The 21820-nt window shown below is 50.1% G+C and carries 26 protein-coding genes; 20 read left to right on the top strand and 6 right to left on the bottom strand.

Annotated elements, in window-relative coordinates; genetic code table 11:
• Window positions 1-115: 115 nt before the first annotated feature.
• The 6 genes from treR to AC3B4V_RS14820 form a co-directional block, all read right to left on the bottom strand.
• Window positions 116-823: a trehalose operon repressor gene (treR, locus tag AC3B4V_RS14795; RefSeq protein ID WP_488378797.1), complete on the bottom strand. Its 708-nt coding sequence runs from the start codon at window positions 821-823 to the stop codon at window positions 116-118.
• 128 nt (window positions 824-951) lie between these two features.
• The gene (locus AC3B4V_RS14800; RefSeq protein ID WP_488378798.1) at window positions 952-1599 is read right to left on the bottom strand and encodes a DUF4352 domain-containing protein; all 648 of its coding nucleotides are present in this window, start codon (window positions 1597-1599) and stop codon (window positions 952-954) included.
• 11 nt (window positions 1600-1610) lie between these two features.
• A complete protein-coding gene (locus AC3B4V_RS14805) occupies window positions 1611-2969 on the bottom strand; it encodes an alkaline phosphatase (protein ID WP_058704141.1) in 1359 nt (452 codons plus the stop codon).
• Window positions 2970-3139: 170 nt separating this feature from the next.
• On the bottom strand, window positions 3140-4114 hold the full coding sequence (locus tag AC3B4V_RS14810; RefSeq protein ID WP_488378799.1) for an ABC transporter permease subunit: 975 nt from the start codon (window positions 4112-4114) through the stop codon (window positions 3140-3142).
• The gene (locus AC3B4V_RS14815) at window positions 4107-4973 is read right to left on the bottom strand and encodes an ATP-binding cassette domain-containing protein (RefSeq protein ID WP_029342758.1); all 867 of its coding nucleotides are present in this window, start codon (window positions 4971-4973) and stop codon (window positions 4107-4109) included. Before AC3B4V_RS14815 ends, AC3B4V_RS14810 begins: the two co-directional genes overlap by 8 nt.
• Entirely contained in the window at window positions 4967-5335 is a 369-nt protein-coding gene (locus AC3B4V_RS14820; RefSeq protein WP_029342757.1) for a GntR family transcriptional regulator, read from the bottom strand. The genes AC3B4V_RS14815 and AC3B4V_RS14820 overlap by 7 nt, the downstream gene beginning before the upstream one ends.
• Window positions 5336-5491: 156 nt before the next feature.
• On the opposite strand from AC3B4V_RS14820, the gene prfA reads away from it, so the two are divergent.
• The 20 genes from prfA (at window position 5492) to AC3B4V_RS14920 (ending at window position 21818) form a co-directional block, all read left to right on the top strand.
• On the top strand, window positions 5492-6550 hold the full coding sequence (gene prfA / locus AC3B4V_RS14825) for a peptide chain release factor 1 (protein WP_023469516.1): 1059 nt from the start codon (window positions 5492-5494) through the stop codon (window positions 6548-6550).
• Window positions 6550-7398, top strand: a complete 849-nt coding sequence (prmC, locus tag AC3B4V_RS14830) for a peptide chain release factor N(5)-glutamine methyltransferase (RefSeq protein ID WP_488378800.1) — start codon at window positions 6550-6552, stop codon at window positions 7396-7398. The genes prfA and prmC overlap by 1 nt, the downstream gene beginning before the upstream one ends.
• The gene (locus tag AC3B4V_RS14835) at window positions 7395-8393 is read left to right on the top strand and encodes an L-threonylcarbamoyladenylate synthase (protein WP_064299235.1); all 999 of its coding nucleotides are present in this window, start codon (window positions 7395-7397) and stop codon (window positions 8391-8393) included. The genes prmC and AC3B4V_RS14835 overlap by 4 nt, the downstream gene beginning before the upstream one ends.
• 17 nt (window positions 8394-8410) lie before the next feature.
• A complete protein-coding gene (locus AC3B4V_RS14840) occupies window positions 8411-8926 on the top strand; it encodes a low molecular weight protein arginine phosphatase (RefSeq protein WP_023469513.1) in 516 nt (171 codons plus the stop codon).
• Between the two features lie 5 nt (window positions 8927-8931).
• Window positions 8932-9372: a ribose 5-phosphate isomerase B gene (gene rpiB, locus AC3B4V_RS14845; protein WP_023469512.1), complete on the top strand. Its 441-nt coding sequence runs from the start codon at window positions 8932-8934 to the stop codon at window positions 9370-9372.
• Window positions 9372-9911 (top strand): TIGR01440 family protein, encoded by a 540-nt coding sequence (locus tag AC3B4V_RS14850; RefSeq protein ID WP_023469511.1) that lies wholly within the window; start codon window positions 9372-9374, stop codon window positions 9909-9911. The genes rpiB and AC3B4V_RS14850 overlap by 1 nt, the downstream gene beginning before the upstream one ends.
• Window positions 9912-10022: 111 nt before the next feature.
• Window positions 10023-11282, top strand: a complete 1260-nt coding sequence (glyA, locus tag AC3B4V_RS14855; protein WP_029342751.1) for a serine hydroxymethyltransferase — start codon at window positions 10023-10025, stop codon at window positions 11280-11282.
• 73 nt (window positions 11283-11355) lie between these two features.
• Complete coding sequence (locus tag AC3B4V_RS14860) at window positions 11356-12024, top strand: response regulator transcription factor (RefSeq protein WP_029342750.1); 669 nt, start codon at window positions 11356-11358, stop codon at window positions 12022-12024.
• Window positions 12021-13376, top strand: a complete 1356-nt coding sequence (locus tag AC3B4V_RS14865; RefSeq protein WP_488378801.1) for a HAMP domain-containing sensor histidine kinase — start codon at window positions 12021-12023, stop codon at window positions 13374-13376. Before AC3B4V_RS14860 ends, AC3B4V_RS14865 begins: the two co-directional genes overlap by 4 nt.
• A 75-nt stretch (window positions 13377-13451) precedes the next feature.
• Complete coding sequence (locus tag AC3B4V_RS14870) at window positions 13452-14480, top strand: ABC transporter permease (protein ID WP_488378802.1); 1029 nt, start codon at window positions 13452-13454, stop codon at window positions 14478-14480.
• The gene (locus AC3B4V_RS14875) at window positions 14477-15145 is read left to right on the top strand and encodes an ABC transporter ATP-binding protein (RefSeq protein WP_488378803.1); all 669 of its coding nucleotides are present in this window, start codon (window positions 14477-14479) and stop codon (window positions 15143-15145) included. The genes AC3B4V_RS14870 and AC3B4V_RS14875 overlap by 4 nt, the downstream gene beginning before the upstream one ends.
• A 154-nt stretch (window positions 15146-15299) precedes the next feature.
• Entirely contained in the window at window positions 15300-16256 is a 957-nt protein-coding gene (locus tag AC3B4V_RS14880; RefSeq protein WP_215147014.1) for a plant Invertase/pectin methylesterase inhibitor family protein, read from the top strand.
• 72 nt (window positions 16257-16328) lie between these two features.
• Window positions 16329-16958 carry a uracil phosphoribosyltransferase gene (gene upp / locus AC3B4V_RS14885; RefSeq protein ID WP_029342745.1) on the top strand — a complete coding sequence of 210 codons (630 nt, stop codon included), beginning with the start codon at window positions 16329-16331 and terminating at the stop codon, window positions 16956-16958.
• A 125-nt stretch (window positions 16959-17083) separates the two neighbouring features.
• A complete protein-coding gene (wecB, locus tag AC3B4V_RS14890) occupies window positions 17084-18217 on the top strand; it encodes a non-hydrolyzing UDP-N-acetylglucosamine 2-epimerase (protein ID WP_488378804.1) in 1134 nt (377 codons plus the stop codon).
• Between the two features lie 765 nt (window positions 18218-18982).
• Window positions 18983-19201, top strand: coding sequence for an AtpZ/AtpI family protein (locus AC3B4V_RS14895; protein ID WP_023469502.1), 219 nt, complete (start codon window positions 18983-18985; stop codon window positions 19199-19201).
• Window positions 19198-19584: an ATP synthase subunit I gene (locus tag AC3B4V_RS14900; RefSeq protein ID WP_023469501.1), complete on the top strand. Its 387-nt coding sequence runs from the start codon at window positions 19198-19200 to the stop codon at window positions 19582-19584. Before AC3B4V_RS14895 ends, AC3B4V_RS14900 begins: the two co-directional genes overlap by 4 nt.
• Before the next feature lie 8 nt (window positions 19585-19592).
• On the top strand, window positions 19593-20336 hold the full coding sequence (atpB, locus tag AC3B4V_RS14905; RefSeq protein WP_214858430.1) for a F0F1 ATP synthase subunit A: 744 nt from the start codon (window positions 19593-19595) through the stop codon (window positions 20334-20336).
• A 75-nt stretch (window positions 20337-20411) separates the two neighbouring features.
• Window positions 20412-20624 (top strand): F0F1 ATP synthase subunit C, encoded by a 213-nt coding sequence (gene atpE, locus AC3B4V_RS14910; protein WP_023469499.1) that lies wholly within the window; start codon window positions 20412-20414, stop codon window positions 20622-20624.
• Window positions 20625-20751: 127 nt separating this feature from the next.
• The gene (gene atpF, locus AC3B4V_RS14915; RefSeq protein WP_214858428.1) at window positions 20752-21285 is read left to right on the top strand and encodes a F0F1 ATP synthase subunit B; all 534 of its coding nucleotides are present in this window, start codon (window positions 20752-20754) and stop codon (window positions 21283-21285) included.
• Window positions 21285-21818, top strand: coding sequence for a F0F1 ATP synthase subunit delta (locus tag AC3B4V_RS14920; protein WP_050676947.1), 534 nt, complete (start codon window positions 21285-21287; stop codon window positions 21816-21818). The genes atpF and AC3B4V_RS14920 overlap by 1 nt, the downstream gene beginning before the upstream one ends.
• Window positions 21819-21820: the final 2 nt, after the last annotated feature.

The raw sequence follows: 21820 nt of genomic DNA on the forward strand, positions 1-21820 counted from the left end.
ACATTTATCTTAACTTATCTATATAAGTTGGTCAAGAACTTATATAGATAAGTTGAAAAAGAATAAAAAAGAGAGAATCCGTCATCTACGGATTCCCTCATCTTGCAGCCTATATTCAACGACGGGCAATATCAGTGAACTGAAACTTATCGAGCCGGTGACGCGATTCCGTCCGTTCAAAATGTTGTCCTTCATAGAAATACGTATCGTTCGTGACGACGATGACATGCGTCATATCATGAAGGTCGAGTCGTTCTTGGTCTTCCATTGTCGCAGGGCGAGCTTCGATTTTTCGTTTCGCGTAGCTGATCTGTCGACCGAGTGTCTCTTCGATGTATTGATAGATCGAACCTTTAGCGATGTCAGTAGTCAGTCCAGGCACGAGTGCGGTCACGAAATGATTGATGTCACGGATGACCCGTTCACCATCGATCTGGCGAATGCGCTCGATGCGTGTCACGTCCGTTCCTTGTGCCACATGCAATAACGAAGCAAGTTCAGCGGAAGCGGAAAGGACTTCGCAGGATAAGACATCCGTCTCGACGGTATGACGCCCCATCCGGCGATGTGCTTCCGAGAAGCTGACGATGCCGTTGAATTGGAACTCGATCGCTTCTTGCGACAGGACGAAGACACCTTTCCCTTGGTGTTTACGGACGAAGCCTTTTTCTTGCAGGGCATCGATCGCTTTTCGGACCGTTCCGCGGCTCGCCTCGAATTCGTGCATCAATTCCGTCTCAGAAGGTAATTTCGTTTCAGCCGGGAGCGTTCCTTCCTGAATCCGCTGTGCGAGCGCGTGATAGATGTTTAAATACTTCGGCATATGATCCATCCTTTACACTCAAATAATGCCTTTAGTGTAGCACGGAACGATTACAGGCATCAAAATAGCTCCACCTATGATCCGGACATGACCGGAAAATAGATAGAGCATAGAAGTGTGAATGTCAGTCAACGAAGAGACGTCGAAAACGTCGTTCCTTTTTTGAGGACATCTTGTTTTTCATCGAGAACATCACTCGTCAAGAGTTCAATCGAGTCAACCGGATGTTCCAAGATGAAGCCGAAGTTACCACTCCGTGACTCGGACGGGGCGTAAGTCTTCGCAAGCGACTCCAAATAGACGTCGTCCTCGAGCGTCTTTTCTGTCGCAGCATCGAGTTTGAAGTGGGCGACAGGATTGAACGTGACCGGTTCATTACTTGTGTTCTTGATCGTGACCCGTGTCTTGATCAAATCAAAGGATTCATCGTGCGTAAAGCCATGGAAGAAATCAGTCATGCCATAGCTTGGACGAGCATGGAATACTTTGATCTCTTCGATCGTCATCTCGATCGGACCAATCTTCCGTGTTTCGTTCACTCGTTTGAATTGTTTAAGCGTCAGGTCGCCCTTATCATCCGTGACGGTCTGATCGATTTTTGTCAAATCGCGATCGTCTGGAATTTGTGGGTTTGGAACGTAGGCGCTTGTTTTTTCAAGCGATACCGGCTGCTCCTGTTTCGCAGACGCTGGTTCTTTTGGTGTGTCTTGTGATGCTGAAGTGCCACAACCAGCGAGCACCGTCCCGAGCATCAAAGTAGCAAGTATCTGTCTCATGAACATTCTCCTTATTTCTTCGATTTCAAGAGATCGAAGATGATTTTCGCGTGATCCGTGTTGTCGACTTGTCCCGCGAAACGTTCTTTAGCAGGACCGAACGCATAGACCGGTACGTCTTCACCTGTATGTCCACCTGTCGTCCAGCCTGTATGCGAGCGTTCGTTGAAGATTTCTTCAATCGCATTATCGATCTCGAGTAATTTCTTCGATTCAGCAGCGCGGGAGACGCTATCGATTTCTTTGTCCGTCAAGGCGAGTTTGTCCTGATCGATATACGTCGTCAACGTCTTGCGGACGTCCGCACCATCGACGATTTTTTGCGCCATGAAGTCAGGGGTTTTCTTTGCCGCTTTGATCGGTTCAGCGAACCAGTTATAGATGCCATCTGCACCGATTGAATATCCACCCGTTGAGTGGTCAGCTGTCGCGACGACGAGTGTATGTTTATCCTTCTTTGCAAATGCGATCGCGGCTTTGAATGCCCGCTCGAAGTCTTCCATCTCACTCATGGCACCGACGATATCATTGTCATGACCGGCCCAGTCGACTTGGCTACCTTCGACCATCAGGAAAAATCCTTTTTTGTTCGAGTCGAGTCGCTTAATGGCAGAGTTCGTCATTTGTTCAAGCGATGGGACCGAGTTTTCGCGGTCAATCCGTTTTGGTAATCCACCATCTGCGAACAGACCGAGGACTTGTTTGTTTTTATCACCTTGCAATTGATCCAGATCCGTGACGTAACTGTAACCGTCTTTTTTGAATGCTTTCGTCAAATCAACATCCGGACGGACGAAGTTCGACTTACCGCCACCGAGCATGACGTCAATTTTATGCTTCCCATTGACGCGTTCCTTGAAGTAATCGTCTGCGATCGCGTTCATGTTCTTTCGGCTCTCATCATGAGCACCGAACGAAGCAGGTGTCGCATGCGTGATTTCCGATGTTGCAACGAGTCCTGTTGACTTACCGCGTTCTTTCGCTGCTTCAAGGACGGTCTTGACTTCCGATTTATCGTTATCGACAGCAATCGCTGCATTATACGTCTTGACGCCGGATGACATCGCTGTTGCTGCGGAAGCGGAATCGGTGACGTTTTCCTTCGGATCTTCCGGATAAGTCATCTGTTGACCAACGAGGTATTGGTCAAACGCTGTTTTTTCAGCAACCGGTGTCGATGGATCGTTCTTTAAGTAACGATGTGCTGATGTATAGGAGACACCCATCCCGTCGCCGATCAAGAAGATGACGTTCCGGATTTCCGGTGATTTGACCGGTTTCGTCTTTGCTTCTGCTTCAGGCATCGAGAGCATCGTACTAAGGGAAAGGGTTGATAAGGCAAAAATCGGAATGATACGTTTTAATTTCATAAGAGTTCCTCCTCGAAAGGTGCTGGGGTTTGATGATCGATACGACCTACAAACTCCACCTTACGGATAGAATGTGAAATCCATGTTTATCGTTTGTAAAGCTTTGTGAAGAATCGATGACAAAAAAATGGACCTTCTGAAAAGTCATTTCAGAAGATCCATTCGTTGCATTAGCGACTCCACCCAATCATTCTGCGATAAGAGCTGAACGTCGGCCACGCGAGAATCGCGATTGCGAGCCAGTACAGGAATTGATTCTCGGACGAAATCAGACCGATGATTCCCGCGAGTAGGATTGTCGTATAGATCGAGAAGGTGATGATGAGTGCTGGATGTAATTTCGGGAAAATCGTGAAACGCCCGAGACGTTCGTTCGCACCTTTGACATAGAGACGACTACCGAAAATCAGTAAGACGACCGTCAAGGCTAAACTGAACAATACAGCATAAGTGATGTTGAAATCGGTATTGTACTCGAAGAAGAGTGCAAAGGGCGTCGTGATTGTCATCAAAAAGCTTGTTGGTTTGTCTAACTCTTCGTAGCCCACGCCAAAACCCAGTTGACCGATAGCATAGATACTGAAATACGTGAAGTAATTCAAGAACAAGAAGAACGTTCCGAGTAACAGTTGTCCGATGATATCACCAGCAATCGTTCCGGCGAATAAGAAGACCGTCAAAATCGTCACATCAAATAGAAGGAATAGACCAAAATCTTGAAGGAGTGACGACCACGTGACGTAATCAAACGGATTGATACCGAATGCTTGCAGTAATGACCAACTGGCGAAAAAACCGATGATCGGGAAGACGATCAACGTCACAGTGCCGATCGCCCATTTGATCCAGAACAGCCAGACCTTCGGGAACGGCAACGCATGTAAAATCAGGCTGCGACCACTCCCACGCTCCGAACCAAGCATCAGGATCGCAAAGACGGCGATGAGAATTGCAGCGAATCCAGCGAAGAACGGACTGACGAGGACAGCTTGAATCGTTTCGGTTTGATAAGATACTTCATATGTTTCAAAGTCATTGATGATGGTATAACTACCAAAACCATAACTGAAGATCGCCAGTAGAATAAAACAAGCGAGTGGCCAAATGCCTTGCTTGATGTGATAGCGGATCAATTGCTTAACCATGTCGTTTCCCTCCAAATGTCCCCAAGAAGTAATCTTCCATCTGCACTGGCAAAGCATCCTTTAAGAGAGGACGCGTCGTTTCAAGATACTGCGCGCCTGCATCGGATAAGACGAGTAACGTCACGACCCGACCTGTTTGGGATAAGACGTGGAGATCGGCATGACTGAGCTCTGGAACATCTTCATAGACGACTTGCCATTTCTGCATGCTAGCTTTGGCATCATCGAGTGCCTTCGGTTCGCGGACGAGGTGTTTTTCGATCGTCATGACACGGTCGGCAAGGGAATCGAGTTCTTCGAGTTGATGCGAAGCAATCAGAACGGCTGTCTGGCGCTCCGCAAGTAATGAGACGAGTTGTTTCAGATAATCACGTTTGTTGATTCGGTCAAGTCCATCGGTTGGTTCATCGAGTAACAGAACCGGGGCATTCGTTGCGAACGCGAGTTGGAGAAGGAACAATTGGGCTTGTCCCTTCGATAATGAAGTGACGCGACGTCCGCGATCGAGATTCGACGAGCGACAGTAGTTTTCGATATACGTCTTCTCGAAGTTCGGATAAAAGACGTGGTAGAAGTTGATCAGTTCACCGAGCGTCATCTGGCGGTAGACGGAGACAGAATCCGGAACGAGGAAAAGGTGCTCCCGCGTCTTCGGAACGTGGTGGATCGACTCACCATTCCATTCGACTTTCCCGCGGGTCGGCTCGAGCGCTCCAACGAGTGTTTTCAGTAATGTCGTTTTTCCGGCACCATTACGACCAATCAAGGCAGTAATCGTTCCTGCCGGCAGGGTGAAGGATGCATTTTCATAAATCATGGTACGGTCAATTTGTTTCGTCAGATGAGAAACGGTCAACATGAGGAATCCTCCCTTATGTGTAAGATATGTTGATAAAGTTCTTCGTTTGAGATGGATAATTCGTCGGCGATGGCACAAAGGCGGATGAGTGGATCTTGGATGGCTGCTTGTTTGACTTCATGAAGTGGGATGTCTGAGATGAAGGAGCCTTTACCGCGCATCGTGACGATGAAGTTGCGGCTCTCGAGTTCCTGATAGGCGCGGGAGACAGTGTTCGGATTGACAAGGAGTGTACCGGCAAGTTCACGGACGGATGGCATCTGTTCGCCGGAGCGGAGTAGACCACGGGCAATCGAGCGGATGATTTGAGCGACCAACTGTTCATAGATCGGTAACGGACTTTTCGGATCAACGGTGAACATTTCTTCACCTCCTTAAGTGTACTAATTCAATTAATACACCAATTATAGGAATTTAAAACCCGTCTGTCAACGTTTCTTTTCAAGAAGACGATGACGCCATCGATCGCAATATTTGCTATACTGACGACAGAAGAACCACCAGGAAGGATGACCGAGATGTTGGATCGATTGAGTGCGTTAGAGGACCGTTATGAAAAACTGAATGATATGTTGGCTGATCCAGCCATCATTAATGATACGAATCAATTGCGAGAGGTCTCAAAAGAGCAGTCACAACTTGCGCCGACCGTCGAGACGTACCGTGTCTACCGCGAGAAGATGGAAGCTTATCAAGAGGCACGTCAAATGTTGACGGATCCGGAGATGCGCGACCTTGCGAAGGAAGAAGTCGCGATGCTTGAACCGGAGATTAAAGAGCTCGAAGCGAAGCTGAAGGCTTTATTATTACCGAAGGATCCGAATGACGATAAGAACGTCATCGTCGAGATTCGTGGTGCAGCAGGGGGAGACGAGGCAGCCTTATTTGCGGGTGACCTGTTCAAGATGTACTCGAAGTTTGCTGAGAAACAGAACTGGAAGATTGAGATCATCGATGCGAGCTACACGGAACTCGGTGGCTACAAAGAAATCATCTTCATTGTCAAAGGAACAGGTGCTTATTCGAAGTTGAAATACGAGAACGGGGCACACCGCGTCCAACGCGTTCCGTCAACGGAATCCGGTGGGCGGATTCATACATCAACAGCGACTGTCGCCGTGCTACCGGAAGCAGAAGACGTCGAAGTCGAGATCCATGACAAGGATGTCCGAGTCGATACGTTCACGTCGAGTGGACCGGGTGGCCAGTCCGTCAATACGACACAGTCCGCTGTCCGTGTCACGCACGTGCCGACAGGAATCGTCGCCAGCTGTCAGGATGAGAAGTCGCAAATCAAGAATAAGGAAAAAGCGATGAAGGTCTTGCGTGCGCGTGTCTACGATAAGATTCAACGCGAACAGCAAGCGGAATATGATGAAAAACGGAAGTCGGCTGTCGGTACGGGTGACCGTTCAGAGCGGATTCGGACGTATAATTTCGCTCAAAACCGGGTGACGGATCACCGGATCGGATTAACGATCCAGAAGCTTGATCGAATCTTGCAAGGTGAGATGGATGAAGTCATCGATACGCTCGTCATGGAACATCAGGCGCGGGCATCGGAGGCGGCGAACTGATGCGGATCGCAAAACGTCTAAATGATGCAAAAACGATGATGGAACAAGCAGGACGCGAGGGTTCAAGTGCCGAATGGTTACTCATGCACGTCTTGGATGTCGACCGGACCGGACTCCTTGTCCGCTTGTCCGATGAATTGACGCCGGAGCAGGATTTACGATTCAGTGAATACTTGCTTGCTCATGTTCACGGCGTGCCCGTTCAGCATTTAATCGGCTATCAGCCGTTTTACGGACGGGATTTCCGTGTCACACCGGATGTCTTGATCCCACGACCAGAAACGGAGGAGTTGATCGTCTTCGTGACGGAACGTCTCAAACGTGAGTCGTTCACCGCGGGACAGATCGTCGACATCGGTACCGGTAGTGGAGCAATCGGAATCACGCTCGCCCTCGAACTCGAGCAACCGGTCACGACCGTCGATATTTCACCGGCCGCGATTGCGGTCGCGAAGCAAAATCAAGCAACTCTTGGTGGAGACGTGACGTTCCTTGAAGGAGATCTACTAGCGCCACTTGCGGACGGTTCCGTTCGGGTGCTCGTTTCGAATCCTCCTTATATCGAGGAAGAAGAATTACTCAGTGAAGTCGTGTTCGATCATGAACCGCATCTCGCCCTGTTTGGCGGAAAAGACGGTCTCGTCTTTTACCGACGTCTCGTCGAGGAGAGTGGACGGGTCCTACGCGACGATTTCCGACTGATTGCGTTTGAAATTGGACACAATCAAGGACCAGAAGTGCAAATGATGTTAAAAGAACGTTATCCAAATGCGGAAACGGGTATTTTAAAAGATATAAACGGTAAAGACCGTATCGTGTATGCGGAACGAAAGGATTGTAAAGCGTGAAGACGGAAATGATTGACTTACAGACGATGGATGAAGCAGTTCGGTTATTGCAGGAAGGAGAGGTCGTGGCGATGCCGACCGAGACCGTTTATGGTCTCGCAGGGGACGCAACGAACGAAGCGGCTGTTCGGCGAATCTTCGCCGCGAAGGGTCGACCTTCTGACAATCCGCTGATTGTCCATGTCGCATCCGTAGAACAGGCACATCAGTTCGTCACGCACATTCCAGATGTCGCGGCACGTTTGATGGAGGCGTTCTGGCCAGGAGCCTTGACGATCATCCTCGAATCGAACGGCACCGCATCCACACTCGTCACAGCAGGACTAGATACGATCGGATTACGGATGCCAGACCATCCGCTCGCGCTTCGATTGATCGAGGCGACAGGGTTGGGTCTCGCAGCACCGAGTGCCAACCGTTCCGGAAAACCTTCACCGACGTCATCTGCGCACGTCGCACATGACCTCTCGGGACGCATCGCTGCGATCGTCGATGGAGGGGAAACGGGCATCGGGGTCGAATCGACTGTCATCGATTGTACGATGACGCCACCGGCGATTTTACGACCGGGCGGCGTGACACGCGAACAAATCGAGTCAGTCATCGGTCCTGTCACACTCGATCCTGCCTTATCGATGAAAGATGTTACACCGAAGGCACCCGGGATGAAATATACCCACTACGCACCGGAAGCAACACTTTCCGTAGTTGAGGGAGATCTTTCATTCTTACAGCAACTCATCGATGATGCACGACAAACCGGACACAAGACGGGCGTCCTCCTGTTTGACGGGGAGGAAGTCGACGCAGATGTTCGCTGCTCCCTTGGTAATTCGATGGAGACGGCGGCACAACGTCTTTACGATTGTTTACGGCGATTTGATCAGACGACGGTGGATCAGATTTTTGTACGAGACCTATCAGAAGAAGGGGTGGGGCTTGCGGTCCGCAACCGCCTCCATAAAGCAGCAGGTGGTCGGGTCATTCGCCCTTGAAGAAGGAGGATACGGAGATGAGCACACGTCGCGTTTTATTCATCTGTACAGGAAATACATGCCGTAGCCCGATGGCGATGGCGTTACTACGCTCGAAAGTCGCTGATCAGGAATTCGACGTCCGTTCAGCAGGACTACGTTCGATGCAAGGATTTGATGCGTCCGAGAACGCCTTACAAGTGTTACGTGAGCGCGGGATCGAACTCGAACACTATACGCAAGTCTTTGATGATGTACTCGGGCGTTGGTCTGACATCATCTTGACGATGACGCGTCAGCACAAGCAGGAAGTCGGTGAACGCTATCCGGAACTGAAGGAACGGACGTTCACCTTATATGAATATGTGACAGGGCTTGAACGGGACATCAACGATCCGTACGGCGGATCAATGAACGTCTACCGGCAAGTACGTAATGAACTCGAACCCCTCGTCAACCGTCTTGTGTTAAAATTGACGCAGAACGGAAACGGAAGAAAAGCTCCGGATACACGGAAACTTCCGAAAAAACAACCTAAACAAACGGGGGAATAGTAAAGATGAAAGTAGCAATCGGCGCGGATCATGGCGGTTTTAAGTTAAAGGCAGAAATCAACGACCTCTTACAAGAGCTCGGCATCGACTATACGGACTTCGGTACGCATTCAGCCGACTCGATCGATTATCCGGATGTCGCGATTCCAGTCGCTGAGGCAGTCGCAAGCGGAGAGTTTGATCGTGGCATCTTGATTTGTGGAACAGGTATCGGGATCGGAATCGCAGCGAACAAAGTCAAGGGCATCCGAGCAGCACTCGTCCATGATACGTTCAGCGCGAAAGCGACGCGTCAGCACAACGATTCGAACATCTTAACGATGGGCGAACGCGTCATCGGTCCAGGACTGGCTCGTGAGATTGCACAGCTTTGGCTTGAAACGGAATTCGAAGGCGGACGTCATGAGAACCGCGTTTGTAAAATTTCAGATTATGAGGTGAAGTAATGGACTTGACACGCATCCAGCACGATTTAGAAGAAGCACTGAACGCTCTGGATGAACGATTTTCCTTAAAAGGAAAATTGCTCGTGATCGGCTGTTCGACGAGTGAAGTCATCGGCAAACAAATCGGCAAGGCCGGTTCACCGGAAGTCGCGGACGCCTTGTTCGACGTTTTTGATGCCTTTCGTCGGTCGCACCAAGTCGATCTTGCCTTCCAAGGCTGTGAGCATATCAACCGGGCGCTGACGCTTGAGCGGCAAACGGCAGAACGACTCGGGCTCGATCCGGTGACGGTCGTTCCTGTTCCAGAAGCCGGTGGATCGATGGCGAGTGCTGCCTATCAGCGCTTCTCGGCACCGGTCGTCGTCGAAGCGATTCAGGCAGACGCCGGGATTGATATCGGTGATACGTTCATCGGGATGCACTTGAAAGCTGTTGCGATTCCCGTGCGCTTGCCGCACAAGGAAATCGGTGAGGCACACGTGACGGCAGCCGTGACACGACCGAAATTAATCGGTGGAGCACGTGCTAAATACGAATGATTGATGCAAGGGGTTGCGCACCCCTTGCTTTTTTGATGTTGTTTTTAGGGATGCCGAGAACGAAACATTCGTGTTAAGATAGGTCTATCGAAATGAAATGGGGGAATTCAGATGGAACAAACACCGCTTACGTATCTGAAACAACAAGATGAGGCACTCTTTTCGGCAATGCGCCAGGAACTAGGTCGTCAACGGGATAACATCGAATTGATCGCATCCGAGAACTTCGTCTCGCAAGCTGTCATGGAAGCACAAGGCAGCGTCTTGACGAACAAGTACGCAGAAGGTTACCCAGGTCGTCGTTATTATGGTGGCTGTGAGTATGTCGATCTCGCTGAGAATTTAGCACGCGACCGCGCGAAGGAAATCTTCGGAGCGGAGCACGCGAACGTGCAACCACACTCGGGCGCACAAGCGAACATGGCGGTCTACTTCACGATTCTCGAGCAAGGCGATACGGTCCTCGGGATGAACCTCTCACACGGTGGCCATCTGACGCACGGTAGCCCCGTCAATTTCTCCGGTGTCCAGTACAACTTCGTGGAATACGGTGTCGATCAAGAGACAGAGATGATTGATTACGACGTCGTCGCGAAATTAGCAGAAGAGCACAAACCAAAATTAATCGTCGCGGGCGCATCGGCGTATCCGCGCGTCATCGACTTCAAACGTTTCCGTGAAATCGCAGACAGCGTCGGCGCTTACTTGATGGTCGACATGGCACACATCGCTGGACTCGTCGCAGCAGGTCAGCACCCGAACCCGGTTGAGCATGCACACTTCGTCACGACGACGACGCATAAGACATTGCGTGGTCCACGTGGTGGGATGATCCTCTGTAAAGAAGAGCATGCGAAAGCAATCGATAAAGCGATCTTCCCAGGCATCCAAGGTGGTCCACTCATGCATGTCATCGCCGCGAAAGCTGTCGCGTTCGGTGAAGCTCTTGCACCAGAGTTCAAGGACTACATCGGTCAAGTCGTCACAAACGCAAAAGTCCTCGGTGAGGAATTGACGAAGCGTGGACTCCGGATCGTCTCAGGCGGAACGGACAATCACTTGCTCCTCGTCGACTTACAACCGCTCGGTATCACAGGGAAACTCGCAGAGCATGCACTTGACGAAGCCGGCATCACGGTCAACAAGAACACGATTCCGTTCGACCCAGCGAGCCCGTTCGTCACGAGTGGTATCCGGATCGGAACGGCAGCCATGACATCACGTGGCTTCAAGGAAGCCGAGATGAAAGAAATCGCCGAGTTGATCGAACTCGTCTTGAACCATCCAGAAGAAGCAGACGTTCTCGCACAAGCACGCGAGCGTGTCGTTGCTTTGACAGGTCGTTTCCCACTCTACCCAGAGCGCGGGTGACCGTCATCCCCTTCGTCCTTTTCGTTATGAGAAGGGGAAGGGGATTTTGTTTGTCTAAAAAAGGAGGCGTACGATGTATATTCTAGTCGTTGAAGATGATCCACATATTCAAGCACTCGTCTGTTCAACGTTACAAGCCGATGGACATTCCGTCCGAGCGACAGCAGACGGAAACGAAGCGCTCGCTTGGATCGAGACGATGACGTTTGAAGCAGCCGTGCTCGACGTCTTGCTCCCCGGGCAGACCGGTCTCGTCCTATGTGAGCGATTACGGCAAAACGGGGACATCCCAATCTTGATGCTGACGGCACTCGGTGAACTGACGGATAAGCGAGACGGCTTTGCAGCAGGTGCTGATGATTACATCACAAAGCCGTTCGATCCGGAAGAATTAGTGTTTCGGCTTCACGCCGTGGCTCGGCGCTATCAAAAAGCGGCGCAACCCGTTCTACATCTCGGGGATGTCACGATTGATAAACGAAGTCAGCTCGTAACGATCCAGTCGACCGAGTGGACACTCCCGCGGCGCGAGTTCGAATTATTACATCAGCTGGCAAGTTTCCCGGGACGGGTCTTCAGCCGCGAGGAATTGATCGAACACGTCTGGGGACTTGATTTCATGGGGGATGACCGGACGATTGACGTCCACATCAAACGACTTCGTGGACGCTTAAAGGAGACGAATCAGGTGAAGATCGAGACCGTCCGCGGACTCGGCTACCGGTTGGAGGTCGAAGCATGAGAAGCCTCTATACGAAAATCGTCGGACTCGTCTGTGTCGTCCTACTCGTGTCCGCACTACTCGCTCTTTTAATCAGTAACATTGCCTACTATTCGTTTTGGCAGGACAGCTATAGCCAAAAAGTCGAGGAAGCGGTCGAGACAGCGATCGATTATTACGAGACGCACGGTGACGGAAAGACGGAATCGTTTTACCGGATGTTACAAGCAACTGGCTTTCAACTGTATGTTCGAACAGATGACGGAACGGAGCGTTACGGAAACACATTTCGCAATGAAACGCTCTCGAGTCAAGTCATCGAGCAAGTGAAAAATGGTCAACCGTACTACGGGATGCGTGAGTATCCGTTTCATCTCTTCCTGCTTGGACTATTCGATAACGAAGTCATCAACACGTACGGGACGTCGGTCAAGACGGCACAAGGAACGGATGCAATCTTCGTCCGTCCGGACTTGAGTCGGCAGATTCGCGAGTTACACCTGTTCGTTGGTCTGTTCCTCGGACTGCTTGTCGTGATCAGCTTTCTCTTGCTCGTCTTCTCGATCCGGTATCTCGTGCGTCCGATCCGGCGCCTGACAAAAGCAACGGAACAAATGGCAGACGGCGACTATGGAATTCGCGTCGGAACGAAGGCGCGCGATGAGATTGGTGAACTGTCCCGACGCTTTGACGAGATGGCGATGGCGATTGAAGCGTCCGATACGGAACGACGCCGGTTCGTTGCAAACGTCTCGCATGAATTCCAGTCGCCGTTGACGACGATCTCGGGGTACGCTGGACAACTCGACGTGACGGGAGAAGACGTCAGGAGACGGGCAATCATTCAACAAGAGGCAGCGCGAATGTCGGAGCTGACGCGTCAATTATTGATCTTAGCAAAGCTCGATGAAGGACGGCGCTTCAAGCGACAAGCACTCGATCTACGAACGAGTCTAGAGACGACACTCACAACACTTGCCTTTCAGCTGGATGAGCAAGGCATCGCTGTCGCACTCGATGTATCGCCAGCACTACAGATTCAAGCAGATGCCAGTGCGCTGGAACATGTCTTCCAAAATGTCATTCGAAATGCCGTCTCGGTCTCGAAAGAAGGGGCGACGATTCATATTCAAGCGGAAGAACAAGCGAACCAGGTCATCGTCCGAATCAAGGATGAAGGACCAGGTATGACCGAACAACAGATGGAACATGCCTTTGAACGTTTTTACCAAGGCGATGTTTCTCGAACGTCACGCGGAACGGGTCTTGGGCTTGCCATCGTCAAAGAGACGATGCGCCAACTTGGTGGGGACGCGAGCTTGTCGTCTGACTCATCCGGTCTGACTGTGACATTGACTTTTTTACGCATTTGACGCGTGCGTTCATGTTCCGTTCATATTGCAGTCGTATCATCAATCCTGTAGCGAACATACAGGAGGGATCACGCGATGAAGTTAGGATGGAAAGAACTCGTCCGAATGAAAGGACGATTCGGTTGGATGACGATCGTGACGATGTTGATCGTCTTATTGATCTTGATGATTACCGGTCTTGCGGACGGGCTGGCCTACGACAATGGGGCTGCCGTCCGGAATCTGCCGGTCGAACAGTTTGCGCTGAGTAAAGACGCGGAAGGGCAGCTGACCCGTTCGTTCTTACAGGCGGACGAGACACCGGAGGGCGCGGAAGCGCTCGGTGTCCAGAACATGGTGCTTGAGAAGAAGGACGGAACGAAGGACGATGTGACAGTCTTTTCGTTACCACAGACGACGAACTATGGTCCGGAACAGCTGCAATCGTTAGCAAAAGGTGAAGTTCTCGTTGATGCTGCGTATGCAGAGCAACGCGGAACCCGTGTCGGCGATACGATCACGGATTTTCGAACGAAAGAGACGTTTCAGATTGCCGGTACAGTGACGGACGGACGTTATAGTCACGCACCGGTCCTCTGGATGACGGATGAATCATGGCAAGCGTGGCAATTAAAGATGGGTGCGTCATATGTTTCGGCGTACATTGGTCAGTCGTTGCAAACGGATCAAGCCGTCTTTTCAAAACAAGCGGTCGTTGAGAATGTACCAGGCTATGCAGCGGAGCAAAACTCTTTCCAGATGATGCGGGTCGCACTCGTTGTCATCGGGGCATTGATTCTGACAGCCTTCTTCTATATCTTGACGATGCAGAAGATGAAACAGCTCGGTGTCTTGAAGGCAATCGGCATCCGAACACGGACGATGGGTGCGAGTCTGCTCGTGCAAGTCATGATTCTGACGAGCCTCGCTTTCGGTGTCAGTGTCACGATCACCTATCTGACGAGTCGTTTCCTACCGTCGGATCTTCCATTCCGTTTTGAATGGTCGACCAGTCTGATGTACGGCGGCATTTTACTCGTAACAGCGATTCTTGGAGCGCTCGTTCCGTTACGGATGGTCAAAAAACTTGAAGCGGCAGAGGCGATGGGAGGAATGAACGGATGATTCGATTAGATCAGATTAAACAAAGTTATGGTGAGATGACGGTTCTGCATGACATCAACTTACAAGCAGAAGCGGGTGAGTTGATTGCCCTCGTCGGACCAAGTGGTAGTGGGAAAAGTACATTGCTCCAGTTGCTTGGATTGTTACAGACACCAACGAACGGTGCCGTCTACTTTGATGATACGTGCGTCAGTGAAGCAGCGGACGAAGAACGTCGTCGTTTGCGTCTCGAGGAAGTAGGGTTCATCTTTCAAGAATCGCATCTCGTACCATTTTTGACAGCAGGAGAGCAACTCGAATTGGTCGCAAAGGAGGCTGGACGGACGGTTGACGCGACGGCGGCGCTCGCCGTGTTCGGACTCGAGCACCGGAAAGACCATTTGCCGCACGCCTTATCAGGTGGCGAACGACAACGTGTCGCGATTGCCCGGGCCTTCGTCAATGAACCACGACTTGTACTCGCGGATGAACCGACGGCAAGTCTCGATTATCCGAATGGTCGCCGGGTGATGGAGCTGTTGCAACAACAAGCGCATGAGTCGAACAAGACCGTCATCGTCATCACGCATGACGAACGGATGCTTGACGTCTGTGACCGGATTTGGCGGATTGAAGATGGGCGGATCACGGAAGCAACAGCATCCCGATCCTATTCTCATAGCTGAACGACTTTTCCTTTTGCTTTCGTGCGTCAGTGCATGTAAAAGCAAAAGGTTTTTTTGATGATTTGTCCACAAGATAGGGGAAACGGACCATTTGCGGAAGCGTTATCTTTGTTATACTTAACCATAGTAAAAAAAGATAAGGGTGGAAATAAATGTGAATTTGACAGCCTTGATTCAAAGTGAATTACAAGCCATCCAGACCGAACGATTGACGGAATGGTTTACACATAAAAGCCGCGAGCGCCGGGAATATCAACGGATGCTCGAAGATTTCAAAGCAATCGTCATCATGCAACAGGCAGGATTTTATGAACAGGCAGATGCTCGTTTTGAACAGTGGAAGACCTTACCGATGCCAGCAGAAGTCTATCGTTATCGCCTGGCGATTGCAGGAAAAGCAGGCGGAAAACGCATTGTGCAGAAACGACTGTCATCGTTTCCGATGACGGTTCAGAATCATCCACAATTGAAAGACTGGAAGAGACTCGGAAAAATGAACCAGTGGTGGATTGGTGGAGCTGTTGCTGTCGTCTCTCTCATTCTCGTCTGGACACAGTTGGATAGCGAACCCGCAACACCGGTCGCAACGAAACAAACAGAGGTCGAGCAACAACTCGCAGCGTTGCAAACGGAAGTCGAACAGTTAAAAGAAAAAAACGAACAGTTGGCAAGTGAGCAAGAGAAGGCGAAAGCGATCAAGCCAGAGAAGAAGGAAACAAAAACGGAAACGCAGGAGCCAAAAGTGTCTGCGAAAGACGCGCTCGAGCAAGGGGTTGCTGCTGTTCAGGCGAAAGACTACAAACGAGCAGACAGTGTCTTGACCGGATCCGTCTTGACGAACAAAGAGACAGCAGGTATGGCACGCTTCTATAAGTTGATTGCTGCCGGAAAGCTCAAGCAGACGACACAGGCGGATTATATTGCCTATCGGAAAGATTTCCCGAAGTCCGGATACATGAGTGACGTCCTCTGGATGCAAGCGGTCTATGAACAAAAATATAAAAAAGGTGATTATCGTGCGACCTTGCAAGAACTCGCGAAACAACCGGACAATGAATGGTCTTACGCCGCAAAAGCAATTCTATCAGGGAAGAGTACGCTCGGGAACTGACGAAAAAACAGTTCCCAAGCAGTACGTTTTTAGAGTACAATGCGAAAAGAGAATGGAGAGGAGATGCAAACAATGAGTAAAGTACATGTATTTGATCACCCATTGATTCAGCACAAGATGACGATCATGCGTAAAGTCGAAACAGGAACGAAACAATTCCGGGAACTTGTCGACGAGGTGGCTTCATTGATGGCATATGAAATCACACGTGACCTTCCACTCACAGATGTCGCGATCGAGACACCGGTCACGAAGACGACGCAAAAGATGATCGAAGGCAAGAAACTCGGGATCGTCCCGATTCTCCGCGCCGGTCTCGGTATGGTCGACGGCATGCTCCGCATGATGCCGAACGTCAAAGTCGGTCACATCGGTTTGTACCGTGACCCAGAGACACTCGAGCCAACGGAATACTACCTCAAGCTTCCAACAGACGTCGCAGAACGTGATTTCGTCGTCGTTGACCCGATGCTTGCGACAGGTGGTTCGGCGGCAGACGCCATCTCCTCCTTAAAGAAACAAGGGGCAAAGAGCATCAAGCTCGCATGTCTCTGTGCAGCACCTGAAGGCGTCAAACGCGTTCAAGAAGAACACCCGGATGTCGACATCTACCTCGCGGCACTCGACGAGAAGTTGGACGACCACGGATATATCGTCCCAGGACTCGGTGATGCAGGAGACCGTCTCTTCGGAACGAAGTAAAAAACAGCAAGATACACAAAAAGACCGCAGACGATGATCTGCGGTCTTTTCGTTGCTATTTCGTAAACTGCGCAAGACTGCTGAAATATGCTTTAATGAAAAAAGGAAAAAAGGAGGAAGTCACCATGCCGATTACAGTCATGCCGATTTTCGGGACACGACCGGAAGCCATCAAGATGGCACCGCTCGTCAATGCCCTGAAGCAACACCCTGCTTTTGATGTTCATGTTACGATCACTGCCCAGCACCGCGAGATGCTCGATCAAGTGCTCGAACTGTTCGAGATTGAACCCGATCATGATTTAAATATCATGAAGCAACGTCAGACACTTGTTGATATTACGACGCGTGGTCTCGAGGGACTCGATGCGATTATGAAGGAGATCAAGCCGGATCTTGTCCTCGTTCATGGGGATACGACGACGACGTTCGTCGGAAGCCTGGCTGCCTATTACAATCAGATAGCAGTCGGTCACGTCGAGGCGGGACTGCGGACATATAATAAATACTCGCCGTTCCCGGAAGAGGTCAATCGTCAGTTGACGTCGTCGCTCGCGGACTTACACTTTGCTCCGACAGCACAAGCTGCAGCGAATCTCGCATCCGAGAACCGTCACGCTGGTGTCTACATCACGGGGAATACGGCAATCGATGCTCTGCAGACGACCGTTCAAACCGATTATGTCCATCCGATGCTTGAGACGGTCGGGGACCGGAAGCTGATCCTGATGACGGCACATCGTCGTGAGAACCAAGGCGAGAAGATGCATCAGATGTTCCGAGCGATTCGCCGTCTCGTCGATGCGTTCCCGGATACACACGTCGTCTATCCGGTCCACCTCAACCCAGTCGTTCAAGAAGCGGCGAAGACGGTCTTTGATGGGCATGATCGAATTTCTCTGATCGCCCCACTCGATGTGTTCGACTTCCACAACTTCGCAAGTCGTGCGCATTTAATCCTGACTGACTCGGGTGGCGTACAGGAAGAAGCGCCGTCACTTGGTGTACCTGTACTCGTCTTACGCGATACGACAGAGCGTCCGGAAGGGATTGCTGCTGGAACGTTGAAACTTGCCGGTACGGAAGAAGAGACGATCTATCAGATGGCAACGGAACTCTTGACGAACGAAACACTTTATCAAGAGATGGCACATGCTTCGAACCCGTACGGAGATGGTCATGCCTCAGAACGGATCGTCCAAGCGATCTTGCATCACTTCGGTCAAGGGGAAGCTCCGGCACCGTTACTCACGCAATGAAGTAGGACAACACGCGTCATCACCCGACTCCTACAGGAGAAAGCGCGACAAGTCGCGCTGTCAGAGACGAACAAGACCCGAATTCACGGACCGGAAGGAACGTGAATCCTGGCTTGTGTCTCGCCTGAGGAAAGCGGGTGAAGGAAGCGTGGAAAATTCAAAGCAAGATAAAATACTAGTATATGTAGCTTCTTACACGAAGGAGCTATATTATTTTTGTCATTTCCGCTAAAATCAGCTCATTTGTTTAGAAAATGTAAAACCAGATGACCTTGAAACTGGAAAGGAAACGATGACGATTCAAGCTGTGACGTACCGCACGATTGAAAAAATGGAAATCGCTGAAATGTATTGTTACAAACAGATGTCAGAGCTGTTTTTATGTCCCGATTCGGAAGCGTTTTCAATTGTGAACAAAAAATGTTTTTTCACAAAATCGACACAAATCAATTTTAGAGGTCTTGTTTCGCTTTAACGGGCACGATATAACGTTACTGTTCAACGGTTTTGTTCACCATATGAACAATCTCTTTAACCGTTGATAGCACTACATATTTTCTTCACATCTTCGTGAAATGACTTGCACGGAAGACATCTGTGAAAACCTTATCAATCGTTGATATGTATAGGTTTTTCGGCTCTGTTTTTATTGTGAATTCATTTGACTATGAAAGCTGCTTCATTGTATTCTTGACTAGTATGAAAATCCGCAAATTGTGGGAAAGAAAAAGAACTCACAATTGGGAAAAAAGGGGGTCGTCTCTAGTGCGCCAAAGTGGGCTCGCGAAGAGTATGGTCATGGCCTCGCAAATTTCGACGGCACTGGCTGCACCGATCGTCATTGGCTTTTTGGTTGGGAACTATGGGGAACAACAACAATGGTGGGAAAAAATGGGTGCGACGTTCGCTGTGTTCATCGGGATTTTCATCGGCATTCTTTGCATGATCGCCATGATCAGGCACTTGTTAGGGGAGAAGACATGAACATCATCCTTCAAGATGCGTTGTATCGTGCGTACTTACGATGGTTTGGACTCTTTTATGGAATCCTGGCTGTCCTGCTGCTCATTGGACGCCCGAGTGATCCAGTCATTTATGGACTAGCACTTGGTGGAACTGGCAGCTTTCTGATCTTGACGCTTCAACGACTCAGCGTCGATCGAATGTATCGTGTAATTGAGACGGGGCGCAAGCCAGTGTCTCGAGGGACCGTTTCACGCATGGCGGTCGCGGTACTTTGTGTGATGATCGGTTTGAAATATCAAACTGAATTGTCATTAACTGCGGTGGTAATAGGCCTTCTCGCCGGCCACGTCATACAATTTTGTGAGTTCTTGACTCACGAACTCAAGCGGGAAAAGAGGTGAATAGTCAAATGAACCACGAAATGCCACTTTACGAAATCCCACTCTGGGGTGACTTCGTTCTGTACGGTAGCTGGACGAACTTGATCACAGTATTGATTGCTGCTGCTCTCGTCTTCTTGATTGCCGTGGCCGGTACGCGACGTCTTGTGATGAAGCCAACCGGTGCTCAAAACGTGATGGAGATGTTCCTCGAATTCGTTCGCGGTATCATCAGCAGCACGATGGACTGGAAAACAGGGGGTCGCTTCCTTACGTTCGGAATGACATTATTCCTGTTCATCCTTGTGTCCAACATCATGGGTCTCCCATTCAACGTCGTGACGGGACACTACATTTGGTTCAACTCACCAACTGCAGATCCTTACGTGACACTGGCACTTTCATCTATGGTAGTGGTCATGAGCCATTACTACGGTGTGAAGATGCGAGGCTTCGGCGCTTATGCGAAAACATTCATGACGCCGATGTTTATCATTACCATCATCGAGGAGTTTGCAAACACGTTGACGCTTGGTCTTCGTCTTTACGGAAACATCTTCGCTGGTGAAATCATGATCGGAATCATTCTTTCGATCGGTATCGTCTCTGGTACGAACGATTTCCAATTCGCCGGACCACTAGGCGCGATCATCTCGGGTATCCCGATGTTGATCTGGCAAGGATTCTCACTCTTCATCGGTGGTATCCAAGCGTACATCTTCCTTATCCTGACGATGGTTTACATCGGACATAAGGCAGCGCACGACCATTAATTCGAAGGTAAAGCATCCGCTTTTCCGATAACAGCACGACAAATCAATGAACATACTCTAGGGAGGCAATTTATCATGAATCTTATTGCAACAGCGATCATCATCGGACTCGGCGCACTCGGCGCAGGTATCGGTAACGGTCTTATCGTAAACGGTACAGTATTAGGTCAAGCACGTCAGCCAGAACTCAAAAACGAACTTCGTCAAACAATGTTCATCGGTATCGGTCTCGTCGAGGCACTTCCAATCATCGGTGTAGCGGTCGGTTTCCTTCTTCTCAACTCTTAATCCACGATTAACGAGAACGGACTACATAGGGCGCTATTCGTTCAACGTTTGAGTGAACCGTCACGGGAGCTTAGGCTCCCTTATGTAGATATTGAAGTCGAACCAACCACGAGGGGAGTGTAATCGAATGAATCTAACGTATCTTGCGGCTGAAGGAGTATCGGAATCCAACGAACCCCTTATCGCCAACATGATCGTCACGATCGTCGTTTTCCTCTTGCTCCTCATCCTCTTGAAGAAATTCGCATGGGGCCCGCTCGTCAACATGATGAAAGCGCGGGAAGAGCATGTGGCTAGCGAGATCAACTCGGCTGAAAAGAGCCGTAAAGACGCTGAAGTCTACGTAGAACAACAACGCGAAGAATTAAACAAGGCGCGTACGGAAGCACGCGACCTTTTAGAAGCATCACGCCGTCAGGCAGAAGCAGAGCAAGCACGTGCGATGGAGCAGGCACGTCTTGAATCCGAAATGAGTAAGGAAGAAGCTCGCCGTGCGATCGAACGTGAACGCGCTGAAGCACAAGCTGCTTTGAAGAACGATGTCGCTCTTCAAGCAATCGCTGCAGCACGCCACGTCATGAAAACACAGCTTGCGACGGACGAAGCGGCTCAAAAAGCACTCGTCGATCAATTCCTTGCTGATACTAAGGGCACGAACTAATGCGTGATCACGTAGCGGGACGCTACGCAAAAGCGCTCTTCGATCTTGCGCTTGAGCACCATGTGCTCGAGCAAGCAGAAGCTGATGTGCGGACGCTCGGCGAAGTGCTCCACGCAACACCAGAGCTCGCTTCGGTTTTAGATAACCCATCGATTTCTGCTGAAGAGCTCAAGCAAGTTCTTCAAACAAGCTTCACTGGCTTCAACTCGATCGTCTTGAACACATTGCTCGTCATGGTCGAAAACGACCGGGCAGCAGAGATCGTTACATTACCGGAACACTTCATTGCATTGTTGAATGAACACCGCAATGTCGCGACGGCAATCGTCACGAGTGCATACAAATTGTCAGACGAGGAACTCACGAAAGTGAAAGAGACGTTTGGCCAAAAATCAGGTAAAACGCTTGAAGTCGAGAACGTCGTCGACACGCGTGTCATCGGAGGACTTCGCGTTCAAATCGGTTACACGACATATGACGGTACGATCGAAACTAAACTAACGCGCCTTGAGCGTGAGCTGTTAAAAGCGTAAGA

The organism is Exiguobacterium sp. E17S, assembly GCF_057772545.1.

Coding starts and splice junctions, on each gene's coding strand:
- treR (WP_488378797.1), bottom strand. CDS start 823: ATGCCGAAGTATTTAAACATCTATCACGCGCTCGCACAGCGGATTCAG.
- AC3B4V_RS14800 (WP_488378798.1), bottom strand. CDS start 1,599: ATGAGACAGATACTTGCTACTTTGATGCTCGGGACGGTGCTCGCTGGT.
- AC3B4V_RS14805 (WP_058704141.1), bottom strand. CDS start 2,969: ATGAAATTAAAACGTATCATTCCGATTTTTGCCTTATCAACCCTTTCC.
- AC3B4V_RS14810 (WP_488378799.1), bottom strand. CDS start 4,114: ATGGTTAAGCAATTGATCCGCTATCACATCAAGCAAGGCATTTGGCCA.
- AC3B4V_RS14815 (WP_029342758.1), bottom strand. CDS start 4,973: ATGTTGACCGTTTCTCATCTGACGAAACAAATTGACCGTACCATGATT.
- AC3B4V_RS14820 (WP_029342757.1), bottom strand. CDS start 5,335: ATGTTCACCGTTGATCCGAAAAGTCCGTTACCGATCTATGAACAGTTG.
- prfA (WP_023469516.1), top strand. CDS start 5,492: ATGTTGGATCGATTGAGTGCGTTAGAGGACCGTTATGAAAAACTGAAT.
- prmC (WP_488378800.1), top strand. CDS start 6,550: ATGCGGATCGCAAAACGTCTAAATGATGCAAAAACGATGATGGAACAA.
- AC3B4V_RS14840 (WP_023469513.1), top strand. CDS start 8,411: ATGAGCACACGTCGCGTTTTATTCATCTGTACAGGAAATACATGCCGT.
- rpiB (WP_023469512.1), top strand. CDS start 8,932: ATGAAAGTAGCAATCGGCGCGGATCATGGCGGTTTTAAGTTAAAGGCA.
- AC3B4V_RS14850 (WP_023469511.1), top strand. CDS start 9,372: ATGGACTTGACACGCATCCAGCACGATTTAGAAGAAGCACTGAACGCT.
- glyA (WP_029342751.1), top strand. CDS start 10,023: ATGGAACAAACACCGCTTACGTATCTGAAACAACAAGATGAGGCACTC.
- AC3B4V_RS14860 (WP_029342750.1), top strand. CDS start 11,356: ATGTATATTCTAGTCGTTGAAGATGATCCACATATTCAAGCACTCGTC.
- AC3B4V_RS14865 (WP_488378801.1), top strand. CDS start 12,021: ATGAGAAGCCTCTATACGAAAATCGTCGGACTCGTCTGTGTCGTCCTA.
- AC3B4V_RS14870 (WP_488378802.1), top strand. CDS start 13,452: ATGAAGTTAGGATGGAAAGAACTCGTCCGAATGAAAGGACGATTCGGT.
- AC3B4V_RS14875 (WP_488378803.1), top strand. CDS start 14,477: ATGATTCGATTAGATCAGATTAAACAAAGTTATGGTGAGATGACGGTT.
- upp (WP_029342745.1), top strand. CDS start 16,329: ATGAGTAAAGTACATGTATTTGATCACCCATTGATTCAGCACAAGATG.
- wecB (WP_488378804.1), top strand. CDS start 17,084: ATGCCGATTACAGTCATGCCGATTTTCGGGACACGACCGGAAGCCATC.
- AC3B4V_RS14900 (WP_023469501.1), top strand. CDS start 19,198: ATGAACATCATCCTTCAAGATGCGTTGTATCGTGCGTACTTACGATGG.
- atpB (WP_214858430.1), top strand. CDS start 19,593: ATGAACCACGAAATGCCACTTTACGAAATCCCACTCTGGGGTGACTTC.
- atpE (WP_023469499.1), top strand. CDS start 20,412: ATGAATCTTATTGCAACAGCGATCATCATCGGACTCGGCGCACTCGGC.
- atpF (WP_214858428.1), top strand. CDS start 20,752: ATGAATCTAACGTATCTTGCGGCTGAAGGAGTATCGGAATCCAACGAA.
- AC3B4V_RS14920 (WP_050676947.1), top strand. CDS start 21,285: ATGCGTGATCACGTAGCGGGACGCTACGCAAAAGCGCTCTTCGATCTT.